Raw genomic sequence first — 20,411 nt, 5'->3', positions numbered from 1 at the left:
CGTCACAGGAACGCCCCGCTCGGCAGGTACGGCGTCGGCGGCCGCATCCCGTGCAGGCCGACGAAGCCGTGGACCTGCGGGGTCAGCCCCACCTCCAGGCCGACGTCCAGCGCCCACTCCTGCTCGGCGGTCAGGAACTCCACCCGCGCCGGCTCCCCGTCCGGCACCCGGGCCAGCGCCTCCCGCAGCAGCCGGGCCGCGATCCGCTTGCTGGTGGCCGCCAGCAGCTTCACCCCGCCGCCGTCCCGGTAGCAGTAGCCGCTGCCCGCCAGGGCGTCGGCGATCAGCAGCTCCTCGAAGTGGCCGAGCATCAGCTCGTGGTCCGGGCCGTGCGCCGAGCCGCGCAGCCGCCGGTCCACCGAGTCCAGCAGGTGCCGGTGGGTGGCGTTGCCCCGGTGCACCGGGATGTCCCCGGGGTCGAGCAGCCCGGCCCGGTCCACCCGGCCGGTCAGCCGCATCGCCGGGTGCAGGGTGAACCCGGCCAGCCGGTAGCGACGGGCCGCCGCCGGGGAGGCCGAGGCGCAGACCATCCCGCGCAGGCAGCCCCGCCCGTACGCGGCCGCCCGCTCCAGCAGCAGCCGCCCGACGCCCTTGCCCTGCGCCTGCGGGCGGACCACGAACAGCGAGGCCGCCCACAGGCCCTCCCGGCGCATCGACAGCACCGCGCCGACCGGCTCGCCGTCGCGCTCCGCCAGCCAGCAGCCCTGCGGGTCGGTGCGCGCCAGGTGCCTGGTCCGGGCCAGCTGGAGCGGCGTCGGTACGGCGGCCCGGGCGGGCGCGGCCGGGTCGGCGAACGAGGCGAGCGAGATCTCCTGGACGGCCTCCGCGTCGGCGACCGTGTCCCTGACCTGGCGCAGGATCATGGCCACCATCCTGGCGTCCGGCGGGTCGCCGCGGGGCCGCTTCGCGCGGATCCGCAGCTCGGACGGTGACCTCTCGTCCCGGGTTGTGCGAGCATGGAAGCGTAGGGGACGCGGGTACACACCCGGCCCACGGAATATCCGCCGCCGAGAGGCCACGGAAAACCATCGCCGTTCGGGAATCGAAACCGGGCGGCCGTTGGTTGGCACTGGCGGCAGACCGTCGTCAAGACCGGGAGAAAGCAGATGACCGTCCAGGACGAGACCACTGTCGAGAGTGGCATCATCCTCACCGATGCCGCCGCGGCCAAGGTCAAGGCCCTGTTGGAGCAGGAGGGCCGCGAGGACCTCGCGCTGCGCGTTCAGGTCCAGCCCGGTGGCTGCTCCGGCCTGCGTTACCAGCTCTTCTTCGACGAGCGCTTCATCGACGGCGACGTGACCAAGGACTTCGGCGGGGTGAAGGTCGTCACCGACCGCATGAGCGCCCCGTACCTGGGCGGCGCCACCGTCGACTTCGTCGACACCATCGAGAAGCAGGGCTTCACGATCGACAACCCGAACGCCACCGGCTCCTGCGCCTGCGGCGACTCGTTCAGCTAAGTCCGACGCCGGACACACGTGAAGGCGGCCCCGGGAGCTTCCCGGGGCCGCCTTCACGTTTCTGCGAGCGCTCGCCCACGCCGGCTACCGGCCGGCGACGTCCGGGGTGACCGGGTCCGGGCCCATGTGCGGGTCGCCCTCCAGCGGCACCTCCTGGCCGTTGGACTGGTCGGTCACCGTCCGCCCGGCCAGCGGCTGGCGCAGGTCGGCGGTCACCGTCTGCCGCTTGGCCAGCGCGGTGCAGACCTGCCCGGGCTGGACCGGCTCCGCGACCACGATCCGGACGTCCACCCGGCCGGCGTGCGACTCGTCCGCCTTCAGGGCGTACTTCTGGCAGACCCCGCCGTAGAAGTACACGGTCAGCTTGTTGCTGCCGTCCACCCGGTAGGTGACGGCCGGGCGCGCCCCGACCCCGTTCGGGTCGGGCTCGCCGACCGCGATCCCGTTGCCCGGGGGAGTGGCCGGCGGCGAGGCCGGGGGCTGCCTCGGGGCCGGTGGCACCGTCGCGGGGGAGGAGAGGGTCGGCTTCGGCGCCGTGCCCGGCTGGTCCGGCGCGGTGGACGCGCCCGCCGTCGGGTCGGCCGTCGGGCTCGCGGACGAGCTACCGGTCGGCGTACCGGACGCCGTCGGGGCCTCCGGGGAGGGCGTCGCGGACGCGGTCGCCGTGGCCGTCGCACCGGCCTTCGCCGAGTCCGAGGCCGCCTTGCCGTCCCCGTCGCACCCGGCCACCGTGACCACCGCCGCCAGCACCAGGCCCGCCAGGGCCACCGCGCGCCGACCACGCCGGGGCATCGTCTCCAGATCCATCTGCACATCCTCCCGAGGGCTCAACGGCGCCGCCTCCTCGGCCGCTCCGCGCGGATGTGACGTGGCCCGGACGGATCCGGTTCCGCCCGACCCGGCGCGACCGGGCCGGGCGTCCGCATCGTCGGCTTCCGGAGTCCGGTCAACGAGTCCGGTCGACCGGCTCAGAGGCCGTACTCGGCCATCCCGGCGACCACCCGCTGCGCACCGGACGGCACCCGGAAGCCCGCGTGCGCCGGGGCGCTCGGCTCCGGCCCGGCCGCCAGCAGCGGCCAGAACCGGCGCAGCCGCCGGGAGGAGCTGACCAGTGCGTCGAGCGTCTCGCCGTCCGCGTCGGCCCGGAGGGCGGGCAGCGGGGAGTACTTGGGCATCATCGGGCATCGCTCCGATCCAGGGGCCGCGGCGGCACTGCCACGGCCGTCGACGAGGGGCCCGCCGGGCTACGGGCGGCGCCCCTGCGGCCGACCCTAGGGTCAGGTCCGCCGGCCCACCAGTGCTACCCGGAGGTAGTACACGTTCGACGGTCAGGGGTGCCACATCGGCCCCGGGCCCGCGCCCGATTGCGGCACTCTTGCTGCCGGACGCCCCGGGCCCGGTACCGTGAATGGGTTCATCCGTGCTTGCCCCGTGGCCCTGCCGCCATCCTGAGGAGACCTCCCGTGCGTATCGCCGTCGCCGGCTCGATCGCCACCGACCACCTGATGACGTTCCCCGGTCGGTTCGCCGACCAGCTCGTCGCCGAGCAGCTGCACACCGTGTCGCTGTCCTTCCTGGTCGACACCCTGGACATCCGCCGCGGCGGCGTCGCGCCGAACATCGCGTTCGGCATGGGTGTGCTCGGGCTCCGCCCGATCCTGGTCGGCGCGGCCGGTGCGGACTTCGCCGAGTACCGCAGCTGGCTGGAGCGCAACAACGTGGACTGCAACTCCGTCCACATCTCCGAGACCCGGCACACCGCCCGCTTCATGTGCACCACGGACGAGGACCACAACCAGATCGCCTCGTTCTACACCGGGGCCATGGCCGAGGCCCGCAACATCGAGCTGAAGCCGATCGCCGACCGCGTCGGCGGCCTGGACCTCGTCCTGATCGGCGCCGACGACCCGCAGGGCATGGTCCGCCACACCCAGGAGTGCCGCACCCGCGGCTACGCCTTCGCCGCCGACCCCTCCCAGCAGCTGGCCCGCCTGGAGGGCGAGGACATCCGCGAGATCGTCGACGGCGCCGCGTACCTGTTCACCAACGAGTACGAGGCCGCGCTGATCGAGACCAAGACCGGCTGGGACGCCGACGAGCTGCTCGCCCGGGTCGGCACCCGGATCACCACCCTCGGCAGCAAGGGCGTCCGGATCGACCGCAAGGGCGAGGCGCCGATCGTGGTCGGCTGCGCCCCCGAGGAGGCGAAGGTCGACCCGACCGGTGTCGGCGACGCCTTCCGGGCCGGCTTCCTGGCCGGTCTGTCCTGGGACCTCGAACTGGAGCGGGCCGCCCAGCTCGGCTGCATGCTCGCCACCCTGGTGATCGAGACCGTCGGCACCCAGGAGTACGAGCTGCGCCCGTCCGCCTTCCTGAAGCGCTTCGAGGGTGCCTACGGCGCCGAGGCCGCCGCCGAGATCCGCGCGCACCTGGTCAAGTAGTCCGCCGCACCAGGTAGGCCGAGCCCCGGTCGCCGCCGAAGTCGGCGGCCGGGGCCTCGCCCAGGTACTCCTGGTCGCGCATCCCGCACCAGGCCGGGATGTCCAGCCGGGCCGCCTCGTCGTCCGAGAGCACGGCGACCGTCCCGCCCGGCGCCACCTCGCCGATCCGCTTCGCCAGCTCGATCACCGGCAGCGGACACCGCTTGCCCAGCGCGTCGATGACTGTGACTCGCCCGCTCGCCTCCGGGCGCTCCAACCCGGCGCCGACGCTCTTCGCTCCGGCACTCCCTCCTTCGTCGGTCGCTTGTCGCTCATCGCTTTCGGCACCGGCGCGCCCTTCGGCTCGGGGCGGGGTCTCCGTCCTCACCCCCGGCGCCGGCAGGTCCAGCCCGAGCGGCGCCCGGACGCCCGCGACCAGCTCCGGCAGCACGGTCAGGAAGCGCTCCACGTCCGCCGGATCCGTCCCGTACGGGAGGGAGACCCGGACGTTGCCCTCGGTGAGCACCCCCATCGCGGCCAGCACATGGCTCGGCGTCAGCGTGGAGGACGTGCAGGAGGAGCCGGAGGAGACCGCGAAGCCGGCCCGGTCCAGCTCGGTCAGCAGCACCTCGCCGTCCACGTACAGGCAGGAGAAGGTGACGATGTGCGGCAGCCGCCGCACCGGGTCGCCGACCACCTCGACCTCGGGCACCAGCTGCGGCACCCGGGTCCGGATCCGCTCCACCAGGGCGTGCAGCCGGGCGTTCTCCTGTTCGGCCTCGGCCCGGACCGCCCGCAGCGAGGCGGCCGCGGCCACGATCGCCGGCACGTTGACGTAGCCGGGCACCCGCCCGCCCTCGCGTTCGTCGGCCGGCAGCGGCGAGGCGTACCGGACGCCCTTGCGTACGGCCAGCACCCCGACCCCGGGCGGGCCGCCCCACTTGTGCGCGCTGGCGGTCAGCAGCGACCAGCCCGCCGGGACGTCCACCCGGCCGACGCTCTGCGCGGCGTCGACCAGCAGCGGGACGTCCGCCTCGCGGCAGAGCGCGGCGACCTCGCCGACCGGCTGGACGGTCCCCACCTCGTGGTTGGCGCTCTGCAGCACGGCCAGCGCGGTGTCCGCCCGGAGCAGCCCGGCGAACCCGGCCGGTTCGACCCGCCCGGCCCGGTCCACCGGCACCACCGAGACCGTCCCCCCGCCGGCCTCGTGCTTCTCGGCGACGTGCAGCACGCTGGAGTGCTCCACCGCGGAGTGCACCAGGTGGGCGCCCCGGCGCCGGTGGCCGGCCAGCGCGCCCAGCACGCCGAGCTGGACGGCCTGCGTCCCGCTGGCGGTGAAGGCGATCTCGTCGGGCCGGGCGCCGAGCACCCCGGCCACCGTCTCGCGGGCGGCGTCCAGCAGCATCCGGGCCTGTCGCCCGGAGCGGTACAGCCGGGCCGGGTCGGCCCACCCCTCGTCCAGGGCGGCGGTCAGCGCCTGCCGGGCGACGGGGTGCAGGGGGGCCGTCGAAGCCACGTCGAAGTACACGGTCACATTTAACGACACCCTCGCGTGCCTTCCGGTGCCGTGACATCGCTTACCGACCGTCAGTCGATCACCCCGAATGTCCGCTTCGTCCGCATCCGACGGACCGTCACCCGGGTTGTTCGAGGTCATCCCCCGATCGGGCGTACGGACCTCGAATGCCTACGATGACCTGCGGCGCAGCCCTTGCCGGGCCTGATCGGGCGACCGGGCGGCGCGTTACCGGGGGCTGCCCGTCAGGAGCGCATAAGGCTGGAGTAGGGTTTGGCCCGCATAAGCATTCAAACCGTGCCCGTGGACGGGTCGCCGGGGAGGCTCACTGACCTCCACGGGGCGACGCGAAGGCGGGCGAGACTTCGGGAAGGCGCTACGTGAGTCCCAACGGCTCCGACCGCTCGCCGCGGCGCACGATGCGGCGGAAGCTGCCTCAGGCGCTGGCACTGGGCCTCGTCATCGCGACCGCCACCGGCTGCTCGGCCAACGACCTCCCCAGGCTTGGCCTCCCGAGCCCCGTCACCAAGGAAGGGCCGCTGGTCCTCCACATGTGGCAGGGGTCCTGGATCGCGGCGCTGGTGGTCGGCGTACTGATGTGGGGTCTGATCATCTGGAGCGTGATCTTCCACCGGCGCAGCCGCACCGGCGTGGAGATCCCCCCGCAGACCCGGTACAACGTGCCCATCGAGGCGCTCTACACCGCGGTCCCCATCATCATCGTGTCGGTGCTCTTCTACTTCGTCGCCCGCGACGAGTCGACGCTGACCTCCACCTCCGAGAAGCCGCAGCACTACGTCAACGTGGTCGGTTTCCAGTGGAGCTGGGCGTTCAACTACGAGAACACCGAGACCCCCGACCCGGCCAACAAGGACGCCGCGTACGAAGTCGGTACGCCCGCGAGCGCGCCGACGCTCTGGCTGCCGGTCAACGAGAGTGTGCAGTTCCGTCTCACCTCGCGTGACGTCATCCACGACTTCTGGCCCGTCAACTTCATGATGAAGATGGACGTCGTGCCGGGTGTGACGAACAAGTTCGAGGTCACTCCGACCGTCAAGGGCGAGTACATGGGCAAGTGTGCGGAGCTCTGCGGCACCGACCACTCGCGCATGCTGTTCAACGTCAAGGTCGTCGACCGCGTCGACTACGACAAGCACCTGGCTGACCTTCGCGCCAAGGGGCAGAACGGCGCGGTGCCCTCCGGCGTCATCTCCATGGGAAGTGAAGAGAAGTGACCATCCTCAACGAGCCCGCCGCGGCCGGCGGGGGCGCCGGGGCCGTCACGGTCGGGGCGCAGCGGACCCGGAAGCCGGGTTCGACCATCATCAAGTGGCTGACCACCACTGACCACAAGACGATCGGCACCCTGTACCTGGGCACGTCGTTCGCCTTCTTCCTGATCGGTGGCATCCTCGCCCTGGTCATGCGCGCCGAGCTGGCTCGTCCCGGGACCCAGATCCTGTCGAACGAGCAGTTCAACCAGGCGTTCACGATGCACGGCACGATCATGCTGCTGATGTTCGCGACGCCGCTGTTCGCCGGTTTCGCGAACTGGATCATGCCGCTCCAGATCGGTGCCCCGGACGTCGCCTTCCCGCGTCTGAACATGTTCGCCTACTGGCTGTACCTGTTCGGCTCGATCATCGCGGTGGCCGGCTTCGTCACGCCGAACGGTGCCGCCAGCTTCGGCTGGTTCGCCTACTCCCCGCTGTCGGACGCGGTGCACTCGCCGGGTGTCGGCGGTGACATGTGGATCATGGGTCTGGCCTTCTCCGGCTTCGGCACGATCCTCGGTGCGGTCAACTTCATCACCACGATCATCTGCATGCGCGCGCCCGGCATGACGATGTTCCGGATGTCGATCTTCGTCTGGAACGTCCTGCTGACCGCCGTGCTGGTCCTGCTGGCCTTCCCGGTCCTGGCCGCCGCGCTGTTCGCCCTGGAGGCGGACCGCAAGTTCGGGGCGCACGTCTTCGACCCGACCAACGGCGGGGCGCTGCTCTGGCAGCACCTGTTCTGGTTCTTCGGTCACCCCGAGGTGTACATCATCGCGCTGCCGTTCTTCGGCATCGTGTCGGAGATCATCCCGGTCTTCAGCCGCAAGCCGATGTTCGGCTACTCCGGTCTGATCGCGGCCACCATCGCGATCGCCGGTCTGTCCGTGACGGTGTGGGCGCACCACATGTACGTCACCGGACAGGTGCTGCTGCCGTTCTTCTCCTTCATGACCTTCCTGATCGCGGTCCCGACCGGTGTGAAGTTCTTCAACTGGGTCGGCACCATGTGGAAGGGCTCGCTGAGCTTCGAGACCCCGATGCTCTGGACGGTCGGCTTCCTGGTCACCTTCCTCTTCGGTGGTCTGACGGGTGTCCTGCTGGCCTCCCCGCCGATCGACTTCCACGTCTCGGACTCGTACTTCGTCGTCGCCCACTTCCACTACGTGGTCTTCGGCACCGTCGTCTTCGCGATGTTCGCCGGCTTCCACTTCTGGTGGCCGAAGATGACCGGCAAGATGCTGGACGAGCGCCTCGGCAAGATCACCTTCTGGACGCTGTTCATCGGCTTCCACACCACCTTCCTGGTGCAGCACTGGCTCGGCGCGGAGGGCATGCCCCGCCGCTACGCCGACTACCTGGCCTCGGACGGCTTCACCACGCTGAACACCGTCTCGACCATCGGCTCCTTCGTGCTCGGTCTGTCGATCCTGCCGTTCCTCTACAACGTCTGGAAGACCGCCAAGTACGGCGAGAAGATCGAGGTCGACGACCCGTGGGGCTACGGCCGCTCGCTGGAGTGGGCGACCTCCTGCCCGCCGCCGCGGCACAACTTCCTCACCCTGCCGCGGATCCGCTCCGAATCCCCGGCCTTCGACCTCCACCACCCGGAGATCGCCGCGCTGGACTACCTGGAGAACCACGGTGAGCCGGCCAAGCACCTCGCCGGTGTGACCCCGGCGAAGTACGACGCCCCGAAGCTGGACAAGGGCAAGAAGGAGGGCGACGCCTGATGAAGGAACAGGGAAAGATCTTCCTCGGCCTCTCGGTCTTCGTCCTCGCGATGGCGATCACCTACGGCCTGTGGACCAACCAGTCGGACGTCGGCATCGAGGCGGCCGGTACCACCGCGCTGTTCCTGGCCTTCGCACTCTGCGCCTTCATCGGGTACTACCTCGCCTTCACCGCCCGCCGGGTGGACAGCGGCGCGGGTGACAACCCCGAGGCGGAGGTCGCGGACGACTCCGGCGAGCTGGGCTTCTTCGCCCCGCACAGCTGGCAGCCGCTCTCGCTGGCCCTCGGTGGCGCGCTCGCCTTCATGGGCGTGATCTTCGGCTGGTGGCTGATGTTCTGGGCCGCCCCGATCATCCTGATCGGCATCTTCGGCTGGGTCTTCGAGTTCTACCGGGGCGAGAACCAGAACCAGTAGGTTCCGCTCCTGACACAGGGCCGGGCCTCCCGCACGGGAGGCCCGGCCCTGTTGCGTCCGCGGGGTGACGGCCTCACTCACCCGGGTGAACGAGGGGTCGCTCGAATGTCGCTTCCTCGTACGCCGTTCCTACGATCTGATCAATCGTGCGAACCCTCGGAGGCGGCCATGGCCGACAGGCGCGGAACCGCAGGTATAGGCAGCATCTCGCTGACCCTCGCAGTACTGGCCGGACTGGCCGCCTGCTCGTCCGACGGGGAGGAGACCACCGGGCCCCATCGGATCGACGCGGCCCGGCTCGTCCACCTCTCGGCCGAGGGCAAGGTCGACCCCTCCCAGGCGGTCACCGTCACCGCCGTCGAGGGCAGCCGGCTCACCGACGTCACCGTGGTCGGCCCGGACGGCCGGGTGGTGGCCGGGAAGCTCGCCGAGGACCAGCGCAGCTGGCAGACCACCGGCCGGCTGAAGGCCGCCACCGACTACGTCGTCCGGATCGCCGCCGACGACGGCAAGGGCGGCCGCGGCGACACCACCGCGGGCTTCAGCACCCTCGCCGCCCAGCGCCTGCTGACCGCCAAGCTGGGCCCGGACTCCTCCGGCACCGGCGTCTACGGGGTGGGCCAGCCGCTCACCGTGCAGCTCTCCGAGGCGGTGAAGGACCCGCAGGGCCGCCAGGAGGTCGAACGCGCCCTCACCGTCACCTCGCAGCCCGCCGTCACCGGCGCCTGGTACTGGGTCGACGACAAGAACCTGCACTTCCGCCCGGAGCAGTACTGGCCGGCCGGCACCACCGTCTCGCTCGCCTTCGACGGGACCGGCAGCCGGATCGCCGACGGCCTCTACGGCGGCGACCGCAGCGCGCTGAACCTGCGGATCGGCGAGCGGGTCGAGTCGGTGGTCGACGCGGCCGCCCACGAGCTCACCCTCAAGCGGAACGGTGAGGTGGTCCGGACCATCCCGGTGACCACCGGCAAGCCCGGCTTCGACACCCGCAACGGCGTCAAGGTGGTGCTGGGCCAGGAGCGCTCGGTCCGGATGAACGGCGAGACCATCGGCATAGCCGCCGGCAGCCAGGAGTCGTACGACCTCAACGTGGAGTGGGCCACCAGGGTCACCTGGAGCGGCGAGTACGTGCACGCGGCGCCCTGGTCGGTCGGCTCGCAGGGGGTGGAGAACGTCAGCCACGGCTGTACCGGCATGAGCACCGAGAACGCCAAGTGGTTCTACGAGAACACCCGGGTGGGGGACCTGGTGACGGTGGTGAACAGCCGGGGCGCCACCATGGAGCCCTTCGGCAACGGCTTCGGGGACTGGAACCTGACCTGGACGGACTGGGTCAAGCACAGCGCCCTCGGCGGGCCCGTCAGCACCACCGCACCGGTCGCCCAGGCCCACGCCGCCGGAATGGCCCGGCCGGAGGTCTGAGCCGCCTCCCGGAGCCGGCGTCAGCCCTCCGGGTAGGCCAGCCGCAGCGCGGCCACCGCCGCCGCCAGGGCGTCCTCCCGGGCGAGCCCGAGCCGCTTCGCCCGTTCGGCGTACTCGGTGGCGGCCGCGGCGGCCAGCCGGTGCGCGGTGTCGCCGGTGGCGGCGATCAGCGTGCCGCCCCGGCCGTGGGTCTCCACCACGCCGTCCGCCTCCAGCTCCCGGTACGCCCGGGCCACCGTCCCGGCCGCCAGCCCCAGTTCCTCGGCCAGGGCCCGGACGGTGGGCAGCCGGAGCCCGGTCGGCAGCTCGCCGGAGCGGGCCCGCTCGGCGATCTGGGCCCGGATCTGCTCGTACGGGGGAGTGGCGGCCGCGGGGTCGACGGACAGCTGCACGGGGGGCTCCTGGAGGTGCGGACGGAACGGGAAAGCCCGAGGGCCGCTGACCAGATGAACTCTGGTCAGCGGCCCTCGGGGGTGACGCGGGGGTGCGTACGGGATCAGTGGTGGCCGTGGCCGCTGGTGATCTCGTGGTGCTCCTCGGCGGTCGGCTTGGGGATCTGGGCCCCCTCGCCGTAGAAGCCGCGGGAGAGCTTGGCCCGGGTGCGGGTGAGGACGCCGGCCTTGCGGGCCACGCCGTTCTCGTCCGTCTGGGCCGGCAGCTCGACCGGCTGGACCTGCTCGTGGGCGGTGAGCTTGAACAGGTCCTTCTGCGGCAGCTGGGCGTGCACCTCGACGAACTCGCCGTGCGGCAGGCGCTTGATGACGCCCGTCTCGCGGCCGTGCAGCACCTTCTCCTTGTCCCGGCGCTGGAGGCCGAGGCACCAGCGCTTGGTGACGATGAAGGTGATGACCGGCACGACGAAGAAGCCGACGCGGACGAAGTAGGTGATCGAGTTGATCGACAGGTGCAGGTGGGTGGCGAACAGGTCGTTGCCACCACCGATCAGCAGGACCAGGTAGAGGCTGATCCAGGCGGCACCCAGGGCGGTGCGGACCGGGGCGTTGCGCGGGCGGTCCAGGATGTGGTGCTCGCGCTTGTCGCCGGTGATCCAGCCCTCGATGAACGGGTAGACCGCGATCGCGACCAGGACCAGCGGGAAGATCATCAGCGGGACGAACACACCCAGGTTCAGGGTGTGGCCCCACAGGCTGATCTCCCAGCCCGGCATGACACGGATCAGGCCCTCGGAGAAGCCCATGTACCAGTCCGGCTGGGCGTCGGTGGACACCTGGTCGGGGCGGTACGGGCCGTAGGCCCAGATCGGGTTGATCGAGGCGATCGCCGAGATGGCGGCGATCAGACCGAACACCAGGAAGAAGAAGCCACCGGCCTTGGCCATGTAGACCGGCATCAGCGGCATGCCGACGACGTTCTTCTCGGTCTTGCCCGGGCCCGCCCACTGGGTGTGCTTGTGGTAGAAGACCAGGATCAGGTGCGCGACCAGCAGGCCGAGCATGATGCCGGGGACCAGCAGCACGTGGATGGTGAAGAACCGCGGAATGATGTCGTGGCCGGGGAACTCGCCCCCGTACAGGAACATCTGCATGTAGGTGCCGACCAGCGGGACGGCGAGGATCGCGCCTTCCATGAAGCGGATACCGGTGCCCGACAGCAGGTCGTCCGGCAGCGAGTAGCCGAAGAAGCCGTCGAACATGCCCAGGACCAGCAGCAGGAAGCCGAAGACCCAGTTGACCTCACGCGGCTTGCGGAACGCGCCGGTGAAGAACACGCGCATCATGTGCACGAGCATCGCGGCCACGAAGACCAGGGCGGCCCAGTGGTGGATCTGACGGATCAGCAGACCGCCGCGGACCTCGAAGCTGATGTCCAGCGTCGACGCGTACGCCTCGGACATCGAGATGCCCTTGAGCGGCACGTACGAGCCGTTGTAGATGACCTCGCCCATGCTGGGCTTGAAGAACAGCGTCAGGTAGACGCCGGTCAGGATGATGATGATGAAGCTGTAGAGGCAGATCTCGCCCAGCATGAAGGACCAGTGGTCCGGGAAGATCTTGCGCAGGTTGGCCTTGGCGAGGGAGTAGATCCCCAGCCGGCCGTCCGTCCAGTCGGCAGCGGCCTCCCACTTGTTGGCGGGCTTGGCGCGCGTGCTGGCCGGCTTGGCGGCACCGGAGGTGGTGCTGCTCGCGCTACTCATCGAGCACGCTCCCAGAAGCTCGGGCCGACGGGCTCGTCGAAGTCGCCCTTGGCGACCAGGAAGCCCTTCTCGTCAGTGGTGATCTTCAGCTGCGGCAGCGGGTGACCGGCCGGGCCGAAGATGACGCGCGCACCGTCCGCCAGGTCGAACGTCGACTGGTGGCAGGGGCAGAGCGCGTGGTGGGTCTGCTGCTCGTAGAGGCTGATCGGGCAGCCGACGTGGGTGCAGATCTTGGAGTAGGCGAGGATGCCCTCGAAACCCTTCTCCTTGGACTCCTCGTCCTTGATGTCCTCCGGCGCGATGCGCACCAGCATCAGGGCGTCCTTGGCGATCCGCTGCTGGAAGTCCTCGTCGTGGGTGCTCAGGTCCTCCGGCATGGCGAAGGTCAGCGAGCCGATGACGACGTCCTCGGCCTTCATCGGCTGGCCGGTGTTCATGTTGAGGAGCTGGAGCGGCTTGACCGGGGTCGCCGCCTTCCAGCCGGTCTCCTGGAGCTTCTTCTCGGGCAGCGGGCCCAGGTCGCGGAGCAGGACCACGCCGGAGAGCGGGACCAGCGCCATCGAACCGATCAGGGTGTTGCGGATCATCTTGCGACGACCGAAGCCGGACTCGGCGGCACCCGTCTTGAACTGGTTGATGACGTCCGCGCGGACCTCGTCGTCGGCCTCGATCGGGTGACGCTCGGCCGGCAGCTCGACGTCCGACATCAGGGTGCGGGCCCAGTGGACCGCGCCCGCGCCGATCATGAACAGCGCGACGCCCAGGGTCAGACCGAGGGCGAAGTTCAGCGCGCTGACGTGACCGAGCGGGAAGATGTAGACGATCTTGTCCGGGTCGATGCCCACGTACGAGGCGATGAAGCCGATGGTGGCGATCATCGAGATCACGAACATCAGCGAGACCTGGCGCTCCGCACGCTTGGCGGCCCGCTCGTCGATGTCGGTGCGACGGGGTTCGTGGGCCGGCAGGCCCGGGTCGGCGAACGGGTTGCCGTGGTCGGCCACCTCGCCGTGGGAGCCGTGGGGCTCCGGAAGCTTCTCTTCTGACATGTCGTGGCTCATGACTTCTTGGCCTTGGTGGTGTGGGCGGCGACCCAGATCGCGACCGCGATGAGCGTGCCGAGACCGAAGATCCAGCCGAACAGACCCTCGGTCACCGGACCGAGGCTGCCGAGCGTGAGACCACCGGGGTTGGGCTCATCGGAGGTGGTGTGGCGGACGAAGGCCACGATCTGCTTCTTCTGCTCCTCGGGCATGGTGGTGTCCGGGAACGACGGCATGTTCTGCGGGCCGGTCTGCATGGCCTCGTAGATGTGCTTGGCGTCCACGCCCTCCAGCGACGGGGCGTACTTGCCCTTGGTCAGGGCACCGCCCTGGCCGGCGAAGTTGTGGCACTGGGCGCAGTTGGTGCGGAACAGCTCGCCACCCTTGGAGATGTCCTCGGGGTTGGTCGAGGTGTACTGCTCCTTGGTCGGCGTCACCGGGCCGGGGCCGAGCGAGGCCACGAAGGCGGCGAGCTGGTCGATCTCCGCCTGCGAGTAGATGTTCTTCTTGCGCGGGACCTGGGCGCCCGGCTGCTGCGCGGGCATGCGGCCGGTGCCGACCTGGAAGTCGACGGAGGCGGAGCCCACGCCGACCAGGCTCGGACCGTCGCTGCTGCCCTGGCCGTTCAGGCCGTGGCAGGAGGAGCAGCCCACGGCGAAGAGCTTCTTGCCCTCATCGATCGCGAGCGACTGCGCGGCGACGTCGGCCTGCGCCTTGTCGGCGGGCGCGAACGCGGCGTACAGCCCCCCGGTTGCCGCCAGGGCGAGAAGTAGGACGACCAGCGCCGCCAATGGGTGGCGCCGTCGTGCGGAGAGCTTTTTCACGGAATAACCCCGGTGTCAGGATCTGGTCGACTGGTGGGTGCACCCGGCGGCCGGTCTGGCCGGCACGAGGCTGCCTGTCTAGGGCTGCGCGCGCGGTCGGTCGGTGGGAGCGTCGGCACCGGCAGAAGCGGCCCGTCGCCGGTGAGGGCGGGGGCCGCAGCCGGTGGCCAGCGACCTGATCAGCTGGTTACTTGATCAGGTAGATGGTCGCGAACAGGCCGATCCACACGACGTCGACGAAGTGCCAGTAGTACGACACCACGATGGCGGCGGTGGCCTGCTCGTGCGTGAAGCGCTTGGCTGCGTACGTCCGTCCCAGGACCAGCAGGAAGGCGATCAGACCACCCGTCACGTGCAGACCGTGGAAGCCGGTGGTCAGGTAGAACACCGTGCCGTACGGGTCGGAGGACAGCGAGAGGCCGTCCTTCTTGACCAGCTCGGTGTACTCGAAGATCTGGCCGCCGATGAAGATCGCGCCCATGATGAAGGTCACGACGAACCACGAGCGGAGCTTCTTCACGTCCCCGCGCTCGGCGGCGAACACACCGAGCTGGCAGGTGAGGGAGGAGAGCACCAGGATCGTGGTGTTGACCGAGGAGAAGGGCACGTTGAGGGCGTGCGCCTTCTCGGTCCAGAACTCCGGCCCCTTGACGGAGCGGAGCGTGAAGTACATCGCGAAGAGGGCCGCGAAGAACATCAACTCGGAACTGAGCCAGACGATGGTTCCGACGCTGACCATGTTCGGCCGGTTGACCGATCCGTGCGCGTGCCCGGTTTCTACTGCTGTTGCTGTCGCCACGACGGACATTATGTCGGTCCCTTATTCCGTCTTCACGCCGGGGGGTGTCCCTCGGAGTGTCCGGTGCGTGCGGTATGCCCGCTTGGGGGTCGACGGGGTGTCCGGACGGGGTCTGAGCAGCGGCGTGTCCCTTTTCTGACGGTTCCTCGGAGGGGCCTGCGACCCCGTTGCCCAGCGTGTCGTTGCACGGTCGGCGCAGCCCCCGGAGGTAGGGGGACGAGCGCCCTGTCGGCCGTACGGGTGGACCGCGCGGGTCCGGGTGACGGGCCGTCCTCCGGGCGGGTGAGCCGTGGGCGCGGCGGCTTGAGGAGGAACGTGTCCGAGGGGGACTCGACGGGGGGTGATCGGGAGTAGCATCCGGATCAGGCGAACGTGGTCCGGATCACACTTGAGGGAGCAGGGTCCATGGCGTACACGACCGACGAGACGCTCACCGTCCTCGTCTACAGCGATGACCGCAACACCCGCGAGCAGGTGCTGACGGCGCTCGGCCGGCGGCCCGCTGAGGATCTTCCGGAACTGTCCTACCTGGAGTGCGCGACCACCCCGGCGGTGCTGAAGGCGCTGGAGAAGGGCGGGGTCGACCTCTGTGTCCTGGACGGCGAGGCGGTTCCGGCCGGTGGGCTCGGGCTCGGGCGCCAGCTCAAGGACGAGATCTACGGCTGCCCGCCGGTGCTGGTGCTGATCGGCCGGCCGCAGGACTCCTGGCTGGCCGCCTGGAGCCGGGCCGACGCGGCGATCTCCCACCCCGTGGACCCGGTGGCGCTGGCCGAGGCGGTGGCCACCCTGCTGCGGGCGCGGCTGGCGAAGCGGGCTCCGGCCAGCCGCTGAGCAGGGCCGTCTCAGTACTAGAGAAGACAGCGCCGGAGGGACCCCACCGCTCGATAGGCTGACTCCATCCGTACGGACGTCCCCCGGAGTGGGGAACCGACAACAGCTGGAGTCAGCCATGGTGAACGTGAACCCTGCGAACGGTGGTACCGACCCCGCGCAGGTGGTCCGCACCTGGCCGGACATCCTGGCGGCACTGTTGAAGGGGGAGGACCTCGACCGCTCGGCCACCGCGTGGGCGATGGACCGGATCATGAGCGGCGAGGCCTCCCCGGTCCAGGTGGCCGGGTTCATGGTGGCGCTGCGGGCCAAGGGCGAGACGGTCGACGAGATCAGCGGTCTGGTGGACGCGATGTACGCGCACGCCGAGCCGCTGGACATCCCCGGCCCGGCGGTGGACATCGTCGGGACCGGTGGCGACCGGGCCAAGACCGTCAACATCTCCACCATGTCGGCGATCGTCGCGGCGGCGGCCGGCGCCAAGGTGGTCAAGCACGGCAACCGGGCGGCCTCCTCGGCGAGCGGCTCCTCGGACGTGCTGGAGAAGCTCGGCGTCGCGCTGGACCTCTCCGCCCGGCGGGTCGCCGAGGTGGCCGAGGAGGTCGGCCTCACCTTCTGCTTCGCGGCGAAGTTCCACCCCTCGATGCGGCACGCCGCCACCGCCCGGCGCGACCTCGGGGTGCCGACCGCGTTCAACATCCTCGGCCCGCTGACCAACCCGGCGAGGGTCACCTCGCACGCGATCGGCTGCTTCGACACCCGGCTGGCCGGGCTGATCGCCGGGGTGCTCGCCCGGCGCGGCGCGACCGCACTGGTGTTCCGGGGGGACGACGGCCTCGACGAGCTGACCATCACCACCACCTCGCGGGTGTGGATCGTGCGGGACGGCATCGTCACCGAGACCTCCTTCGACCCGCGGGACGTCGGCGTCGAGCTGGTCGGCATCGAGACGCTGCGCGGGGCGGACGCCTCGTACAACGCCGAGGTCGCGCGCCGGATGCTGGCCGGGGAGCGCGGGCCGGTGCGGGACGCCGTCCTGCTGAACACGGCGGCGGCGCTGGTCGCCCTCGACCTGACCGACGCGCCGCTCGCCGAGCAGCTCGCGGCGGGCATGGCCCGGGCGGCGGAGGCCATCGACTCCGGCGAGGCGCAGGACGTGCTGCGCCGCTGGTCGGAGGCCACCAGCCGGGCGTGAAGCGGGAGTTGGGGGCCTGTCGGGATCCTCCCGGCAGGCCCCCTTCGGCTGTCCGGATGGTGGAACCGTGTTTGACCACCCGGCGGACGCGACCTAGAGTCCTGTCCAGGTCATGAGTGACAGCGTCAAGCCCCAGCTTGCTGTCCGGCAACCCTCCGTCCGTGGCGGGGTGCCCTGGGTGAGGACCGGGTCACGCGGCAATCCGTCCGCGCGGCAAGCGCGGACGCCCGAGATCCAGCACTCCCGGGGTCCCTCGACCTCCGAAGGAGTGCATCCTCATGTCTTCTCTTGCCACCGAAATCTGCGCCCCGCTGGCTGTGCTCGGCCGGGACGTCCAGGTGCCGCTCGTCAACGGCGAGAAGGTCGGCTACGCGGCGCTCGACTACGCGGCCAGCTCCCCGGCGCTCCAGCGGGTCTGGGACGACGTCGCCGCCTACGCCCCGTACTACGGCAGCGTGCACCGCGGCGCCGGGTACCTCTCGCAGCTCTCCACCGACCTGTTCGAGCAGAGCCGCCGCACCGTCGCCGAGTTCCTCGACCTGCGCGAGGGCGACCAGGTGGTCTTCACCCGGGCCACCACCGACTCGCTCAACCTGCTGGCGGGCGCCGTGCCGGCCGGCACCCGGGTGTTCGCCTTCGAGACCGAGCACCACGCCTCGCTGCTGCCCTGGGCGCACGCCGGGCTGGACGTCCACTACCTGCGGGCGCCGCGCTCGCGGGCCGAGGCCGTCGCCGCGCTGGACGCCGCGCTGGCCGGGGCGCCCGAGGGCCCCAAGCTGCTCTGCGTCACCGGCGCCTCCAACGTCACCGGTGAGCTGTGGCCGGTCGCCGAGCTGACCGAGACGGCGCACCGGCACGGCGCCCGGGTGGTGCTGGACGCCGCCCAGCTCGCTCCGCACCACCGGGTCTCGGTGCGCGCGCTGGACGTCGACTGGATCGCCTTCTCCGGCCACAAGCTGTACGCGCCGTTCGGCGCCGGGGTGCTGGCCGGCCGGGCGGACTGGCTGGACGCGGCCGAGCCGTACCTGGCCGGCGGCGGGGCGACCCGGACGGTCGCCCGGGAGACCGACGGCTCGGTGGCCGTCCAGTGGCACACCGGCCCGGCCCGGCACGAGGCCGGTTCGCCGAACGTCATCGGCGCGTACGCGATCGCCTCGGCCTGCCGGGCGCTGACCGAGGCGGGCTTCGACGCGCTGGAGGCGCGGGAGCGGCAGCTGGTGGACCGGCTGACGGCGGGGCTGGCGGAGATCCCGGAGGTCCGGGTGCTGAACCTGTTCGGCGCCACTGGTGACATTCACAGCGTGGCCCGGGTGGGCGTGCTGTCCTTCGTCGTCCGGGGCTGGAACAGCTCGCACTTCTCGGCCGCGCTGTCCGCCGAGTACGGCATCGGCGTGCGGGACGGGCTGTTCTGCGCGCACCCGCTGGTGCGGACCCTGCTGGGGGACGAGGACGCGGCGCCTTCCGAGTGCGGGGCGCCGGAGCCGTCGCTGCCGGGGGAGCGCAGCCTCAACGCCATCCGGGTGAGCTTCGGCGCGGGCACGCCGGACGAGCACGTCGACCGCTTCCTGACCGCCGTCCGCGAGCTGGTCACGGACGGCGCGGCGTGGAACTACCGCAACGAGGGCGGCCGTTGCGTCGCGACTGTGCAGATCGACAGGGGGCGCCGGGAGGGCTGACCCCTACTCGTCCAGGCCGAGGGCGAACGCGGCCTCCAGGTCGTGCTGGGAGTAGGTGCGGAAGGCGATCTGGGTCTCGGTGTGGGCCACGCCCGGGACCTTGTTCAGCCAGCCCGGGATGACCTCGGCCAGGTCGTCGTGGCGGCGCACCCGGACCATCGCCACCAGGTCGTAGCCGCCGGTCACCGAGTACACCTCGCTGACGCCCTCGATGGCCGCGATGGCCTCGGCGATCTCCGGAATGCGGTCGACACTGGTCTTGATCAGGACGATGGCGGTGATCACTGTTCGGGCTCCTTTGTGGGGTGGCGCCAGGGTATCGGTCGTCAGCCGGGTCGTCTCGGGGGGCGGCTGACCGCCGTGCAGGCGTAGAGGAAGCCCGCCACGAAGCCGATCACGTGCACCAGGTACGCCACCCCCGGGCCCGCCGAGTGGACCGACCACCACTGGAGGGCGAACCAGAGGCCGAGCACCAGCCAGGCCGGGAAGCGCAGCGGCAGGAAGAGCAGCAGCGGGACGAGCGTGGTCACCCGGGAGCGTGGGTGGAAGCGCAGGTAGGCGCCGAGGACGGCGGAGATCGCGCCGGAGGCGCCGATCAGCACCCGGGTGGAGTCCGGGGTGTGCGCCTCGGCGAGGGCGAAGCCGTACGAGGCCAGGCTGCCGGCGGCCAGGTAGAAGAGGACGAACCGGGCTCGGCCCAGCCGCTGTTCGACCGTGGGGCCGAAGACGTGCAGGAACAGCAGGTTGCCCAGCAGGTGCAGCCAGCCGGCGTGCAGGAAGAGCCCGCTGAGGACGGACAGCGCCGGGTGCTTGCCGGGGGTCGGGGCGGCCGGGCAGCCGGGGACGGGGTCGGGGGCCTCGGCGAGCTGTTCGGCGGTGAGCGGGTGGCCGGCCAGGAGTTCGGCGGGGACGGCGCCCCAGCGCTGCTCGTACCGCTGTTCCGCGCAGACCCGGGACCGGCCGCTGCCGTACAGCGGGTTGAGCCCGGCGGCCGGGCCGAGCAGGAAGACCAGGGTGTTGACCGCGATCAGGGTGTAGGTGACCGCCGGGGCGGTCGCGGCCGGGCGACCGTCCCGCTCGTCGGTGTGGCCGGGGGCCGCGAGTGCCATGGGCCCAAGCATCCCTCCGGCCCGGGCGTGTGACACCGCGCTGTACGGCAGGTGGCCCAACCGTCACGTTCCGAACAACCGGTGGTCCTGATGGTTGCCCCAGGCAATAGGCTTGGGGCGGGCATTCCCGCCTCCCGCCGCCGACGCCGGGGCTCCGGGGGGAGCGCCTAGCCCACGCAGGGACCACCCGAGAGGACCCCCGATGACCGTCCCCGCCCTGACCGCCGAGACGCGCTGGCGCTGCACGCTGTGCGGCAACCTCACCCGGTTCGACGTGACCCGCTCCGCGCGGGTGACCGAGTTCCTGCACTTCGACCTGGCCGGCGACTCCAAGGTCGAGGAGACCGAGGTGCTCAGCGAGACGATCGAGTCGGTGCGCTGCCGCTGGTGCAACGCGGTGGACCAGGTCGAGCTGGTGGCCCGTCCGGGCGCCGAGGGCGTGGAGGCCCCCGCCGAGCAGGGTTGATGTTCCGCCGGTGCGGTGGACGGTGCGCGGCGTGGCCGTCCACCGCACGGGACAATACAGACAAGACGC

Annotated in this window: 21 protein-coding genes and 1 riboswitch; of the genes, 10 read left to right on the top strand and 11 right to left on the bottom strand. The window is 71.0% G+C overall.

Annotated features, from left to right (window positions below; translation table 11 throughout):
• Positions 1-2: 2 nt before the first annotated feature.
• A complete protein-coding gene (locus tag ABTY15_RS15600; RefSeq protein ID WP_350585390.1) occupies positions 3-863 on the bottom strand; it encodes a GNAT family N-acetyltransferase in 861 nt (286 codons plus the stop codon).
• A 243-nt stretch (positions 864-1,106) separates the two neighbouring features.
• Between ABTY15_RS15600 and erpA the strand changes: the two genes are divergently transcribed.
• Positions 1,107-1,460: an iron-sulfur cluster insertion protein ErpA gene (erpA, locus tag ABTY15_RS15595; protein ID WP_350585297.1), complete on the top strand. Its 354-nt coding sequence runs from the start codon at positions 1,107-1,109 to the stop codon at positions 1,458-1,460.
• 84 nt (positions 1,461-1,544) lie between these two features.
• Here erpA and ABTY15_RS15590 read toward each other — a convergent pair whose 3' ends face one another.
• Entirely contained in the window at positions 1,545-2,267 is a 723-nt protein-coding gene (locus tag ABTY15_RS15590) for a hypothetical protein (RefSeq protein WP_350585229.1), read from the bottom strand.
• Between the two features lie 161 nt (positions 2,268-2,428).
• Positions 2,429-2,635 carry a hypothetical protein gene (locus tag ABTY15_RS15585; protein ID WP_350585191.1) on the bottom strand — a complete coding sequence of 69 codons (207 nt, stop codon included), beginning with the start codon at positions 2,633-2,635 and terminating at the stop codon, positions 2,429-2,431.
• 288 nt (positions 2,636-2,923) lie between these two features.
• On the opposite strand from ABTY15_RS15585, the gene ABTY15_RS15580 reads away from it, so the two are divergent.
• Complete coding sequence (locus ABTY15_RS15580) at positions 2,924-3,901, top strand: carbohydrate kinase family protein (protein WP_350585148.1); 978 nt, start codon at positions 2,924-2,926, stop codon at positions 3,899-3,901.
• Here the strand turns inward: ABTY15_RS15580 and ABTY15_RS15575 are convergent.
• Positions 3,894-5,414 (bottom strand): cysteine desulfurase/sulfurtransferase TusA family protein, encoded by a 1,521-nt coding sequence (locus tag ABTY15_RS15575; RefSeq protein WP_350585034.1) that lies wholly within the window; start codon positions 5,412-5,414, stop codon positions 3,894-3,896. The genes ABTY15_RS15580 and ABTY15_RS15575 overlap by 8 nt on opposite strands.
• 362 nt (positions 5,415-5,776) lie before the next feature.
• Here ABTY15_RS15575 and ctaC point away from each other — a divergent pair, with 362 nt between their 5' ends.
• The 4 genes from ctaC to ABTY15_RS15555 all read left to right on the top strand — a co-directional run bounded on the left by ctaC (position 5,777) and on the right by ABTY15_RS15555 (position 10,244).
• A complete protein-coding gene (ctaC, locus tag ABTY15_RS15570) occupies positions 5,777-6,631 on the top strand; it encodes an aa3-type cytochrome oxidase subunit II (RefSeq protein ID WP_350584922.1) in 855 nt (284 codons plus the stop codon).
• Positions 6,628-8,403 (top strand): aa3-type cytochrome oxidase subunit I, encoded by a 1,776-nt coding sequence (ctaD, locus tag ABTY15_RS15565; protein ID WP_502893503.1) that lies wholly within the window; start codon positions 6,628-6,630, stop codon positions 8,401-8,403. Before ctaC ends, ctaD begins: the two co-directional genes overlap by 4 nt.
• Complete coding sequence (locus tag ABTY15_RS15560; RefSeq protein WP_350584810.1) at positions 8,403-8,819, top strand: cytochrome c oxidase subunit 4; 417 nt, start codon at positions 8,403-8,405, stop codon at positions 8,817-8,819. Before ctaD ends, ABTY15_RS15560 begins: the two co-directional genes overlap by 1 nt.
• A 168-nt stretch (positions 8,820-8,987) precedes the next feature.
• Positions 8,988-10,244: a L,D-transpeptidase gene (locus ABTY15_RS15555; RefSeq protein ID WP_350584627.1), complete on the top strand. Its 1,257-nt coding sequence runs from the start codon at positions 8,988-8,990 to the stop codon at positions 10,242-10,244.
• 20 nt (positions 10,245-10,264) lie between these two features.
• Here ABTY15_RS15555 and ABTY15_RS15550 read toward each other — a convergent pair whose 3' ends face one another.
• From ABTY15_RS15550 to ctaE, 5 genes are all read right to left on the bottom strand, one after another.
• Entirely contained in the window at positions 10,265-10,636 is a 372-nt protein-coding gene (locus tag ABTY15_RS15550; RefSeq protein ID WP_350584603.1) for a GntR family transcriptional regulator, read from the bottom strand.
• 104 nt (positions 10,637-10,740) lie between these two features.
• Positions 10,741-12,399: a cytochrome bc1 complex cytochrome b subunit gene (qcrB, locus tag ABTY15_RS15545; RefSeq protein ID WP_350584582.1), complete on the bottom strand. Its 1,659-nt coding sequence runs from the start codon at positions 12,397-12,399 to the stop codon at positions 10,741-10,743.
• Positions 12,396-13,460 (bottom strand): cytochrome bc1 complex Rieske iron-sulfur subunit, encoded by a 1,065-nt coding sequence (gene qcrA, locus ABTY15_RS15540; RefSeq protein WP_502893502.1) that lies wholly within the window; start codon positions 13,458-13,460, stop codon positions 12,396-12,398. The genes qcrB and qcrA overlap by 4 nt, the downstream gene beginning before the upstream one ends.
• Complete coding sequence (gene qcrC / locus ABTY15_RS15535) at positions 13,457-14,266, bottom strand: cytochrome bc1 complex diheme cytochrome c subunit (RefSeq protein WP_350584549.1); 810 nt, start codon at positions 14,264-14,266, stop codon at positions 13,457-13,459. The genes qcrA and qcrC overlap by 4 nt, the downstream gene beginning before the upstream one ends.
• A 187-nt stretch (positions 14,267-14,453) precedes the next feature.
• On the bottom strand, positions 14,454-15,074 hold the full coding sequence (gene ctaE / locus ABTY15_RS15530) for an aa3-type cytochrome oxidase subunit III (RefSeq protein WP_350584539.1): 621 nt from the start codon (positions 15,072-15,074) through the stop codon (positions 14,454-14,456).
• Positions 15,075-15,470: 396 nt separating this feature from the next.
• Between ctaE and ABTY15_RS15525 the strand changes: the two genes are divergently transcribed.
• The 3 genes from ABTY15_RS15525 (at position 15,471) to ABTY15_RS15515 (ending at position 18,767) form a co-directional block, all read left to right on the top strand.
• Positions 15,471-15,896: a response regulator gene (locus ABTY15_RS15525; RefSeq protein WP_350584529.1), complete on the top strand. Its 426-nt coding sequence runs from the start codon at positions 15,471-15,473 to the stop codon at positions 15,894-15,896.
• Positions 15,897-16,014: 118 nt separating this feature from the next.
• The gene (gene trpD / locus ABTY15_RS15520) at positions 16,015-17,091 is read left to right on the top strand and encodes an anthranilate phosphoribosyltransferase (RefSeq protein ID WP_350584520.1); all 1,077 of its coding nucleotides are present in this window, start codon (positions 16,015-16,017) and stop codon (positions 17,089-17,091) included.
• 108 nt (positions 17,092-17,199) lie between these two features.
• Positions 17,200-17,317, top strand: a riboswitch (SAM riboswitch).
• A gap of 52 nt (positions 17,318-17,369) precedes the next feature.
• Entirely contained in the window at positions 17,370-18,767 is a 1,398-nt protein-coding gene (locus ABTY15_RS15515; RefSeq protein WP_350584507.1) for an aminotransferase class V-fold PLP-dependent enzyme, read from the top strand.
• Positions 18,768-18,770: 3 nt separating this feature from the next.
• Here the strand turns inward: ABTY15_RS15515 and ABTY15_RS15510 are convergent, their stop codons facing one another.
• Together ABTY15_RS15510 and ABTY15_RS15505 are read right to left on the bottom strand one after the other, a co-directional pair.
• Positions 18,771-19,052 carry an Lrp/AsnC ligand binding domain-containing protein gene (locus ABTY15_RS15510; protein ID WP_350584496.1) on the bottom strand — a complete coding sequence of 94 codons (282 nt, stop codon included), beginning with the start codon at positions 19,050-19,052 and terminating at the stop codon, positions 18,771-18,773.
• Positions 19,053-19,093: 41 nt separating this feature from the next.
• Positions 19,094-19,876: a rhomboid family intramembrane serine protease gene (locus tag ABTY15_RS15505; protein WP_350584482.1), complete on the bottom strand. Its 783-nt coding sequence runs from the start codon at positions 19,874-19,876 to the stop codon at positions 19,094-19,096.
• A 202-nt stretch (positions 19,877-20,078) separates the two neighbouring features.
• Between ABTY15_RS15505 and ABTY15_RS15500 the strand changes: the two genes are divergently transcribed.
• Complete coding sequence (locus ABTY15_RS15500; RefSeq protein ID WP_350584469.1) at positions 20,079-20,342, top strand: hypothetical protein; 264 nt, start codon at positions 20,079-20,081, stop codon at positions 20,340-20,342.
• The last annotated feature ends 69 nt before the right edge of the window (positions 20,343-20,411 follow it).

It is taken from the genome of Kitasatospora sp. NPDC097643 (assembly GCF_040302625.1).
Classification (GTDB): Bacteria; Actinomycetota; Actinomycetes; order Streptomycetales; family Streptomycetaceae; genus Kitasatospora.
This window is presented reverse-complemented; position numbering and strand designations above follow the sequence as displayed.

What these genes read in the sequence shown, in the direction of transcription:
- ABTY15_RS15600 (WP_350585390.1), bottom strand. Translation starts at nt 863, where the DNA reads ATGATCCTGCGCCAGGTCAGGGACACGGTCGCCGACGCGGAGGCCGTC.
- erpA (WP_350585297.1), top strand. Translation starts at nt 1,107, where the DNA reads ATGACCGTCCAGGACGAGACCACTGTCGAGAGTGGCATCATCCTCACC.
- ABTY15_RS15590 (WP_350585229.1), bottom strand. Translation starts at nt 2,267, where the DNA reads ATGGATCTGGAGACGATGCCCCGGCGTGGTCGGCGCGCGGTGGCCCTG.
- ABTY15_RS15585 (WP_350585191.1), bottom strand. Translation starts at nt 2,635, where the DNA reads ATGCCCAAGTACTCCCCGCTGCCCGCCCTCCGGGCCGACGCGGACGGC.
- ABTY15_RS15560 (WP_350584810.1), top strand. Translation starts at nt 8,403, where the DNA reads ATGAAGGAACAGGGAAAGATCTTCCTCGGCCTCTCGGTCTTCGTCCTC.
- ABTY15_RS15555 (WP_350584627.1), top strand. Translation starts at nt 8,988, where the DNA reads ATGGCCGACAGGCGCGGAACCGCAGGTATAGGCAGCATCTCGCTGACC.
- qcrB (WP_350584582.1), bottom strand. Translation starts at nt 12,399, where the DNA reads ATGAGTAGCGCGAGCAGCACCACCTCCGGTGCCGCCAAGCCGGCCAGC.
- qcrA (WP_502893502.1), bottom strand. Translation starts at nt 13,460, where the DNA reads ATGAGCCACGACATGTCAGAAGAGAAGCTTCCGGAGCCCCACGGCTCC.
- ctaE (WP_350584539.1), bottom strand. Translation starts at nt 15,074, where the DNA reads ATGTCCGTCGTGGCGACAGCAACAGCAGTAGAAACCGGGCACGCGCAC.
- ABTY15_RS15525 (WP_350584529.1), top strand. Translation starts at nt 15,471, where the DNA reads ATGGCGTACACGACCGACGAGACGCTCACCGTCCTCGTCTACAGCGAT.
- trpD (WP_350584520.1), top strand. Translation starts at nt 16,015, where the DNA reads ATGGTGAACGTGAACCCTGCGAACGGTGGTACCGACCCCGCGCAGGTG.
- ABTY15_RS15515 (WP_350584507.1), top strand. Translation starts at nt 17,370, where the DNA reads ATGTCTTCTCTTGCCACCGAAATCTGCGCCCCGCTGGCTGTGCTCGGC.
- ABTY15_RS15505 (WP_350584482.1), bottom strand. Translation starts at nt 19,876, where the DNA reads ATGGCACTCGCGGCCCCCGGCCACACCGACGAGCGGGACGGTCGCCCG.
- ABTY15_RS15500 (WP_350584469.1), top strand. Translation starts at nt 20,079, where the DNA reads ATGACCGTCCCCGCCCTGACCGCCGAGACGCGCTGGCGCTGCACGCTG.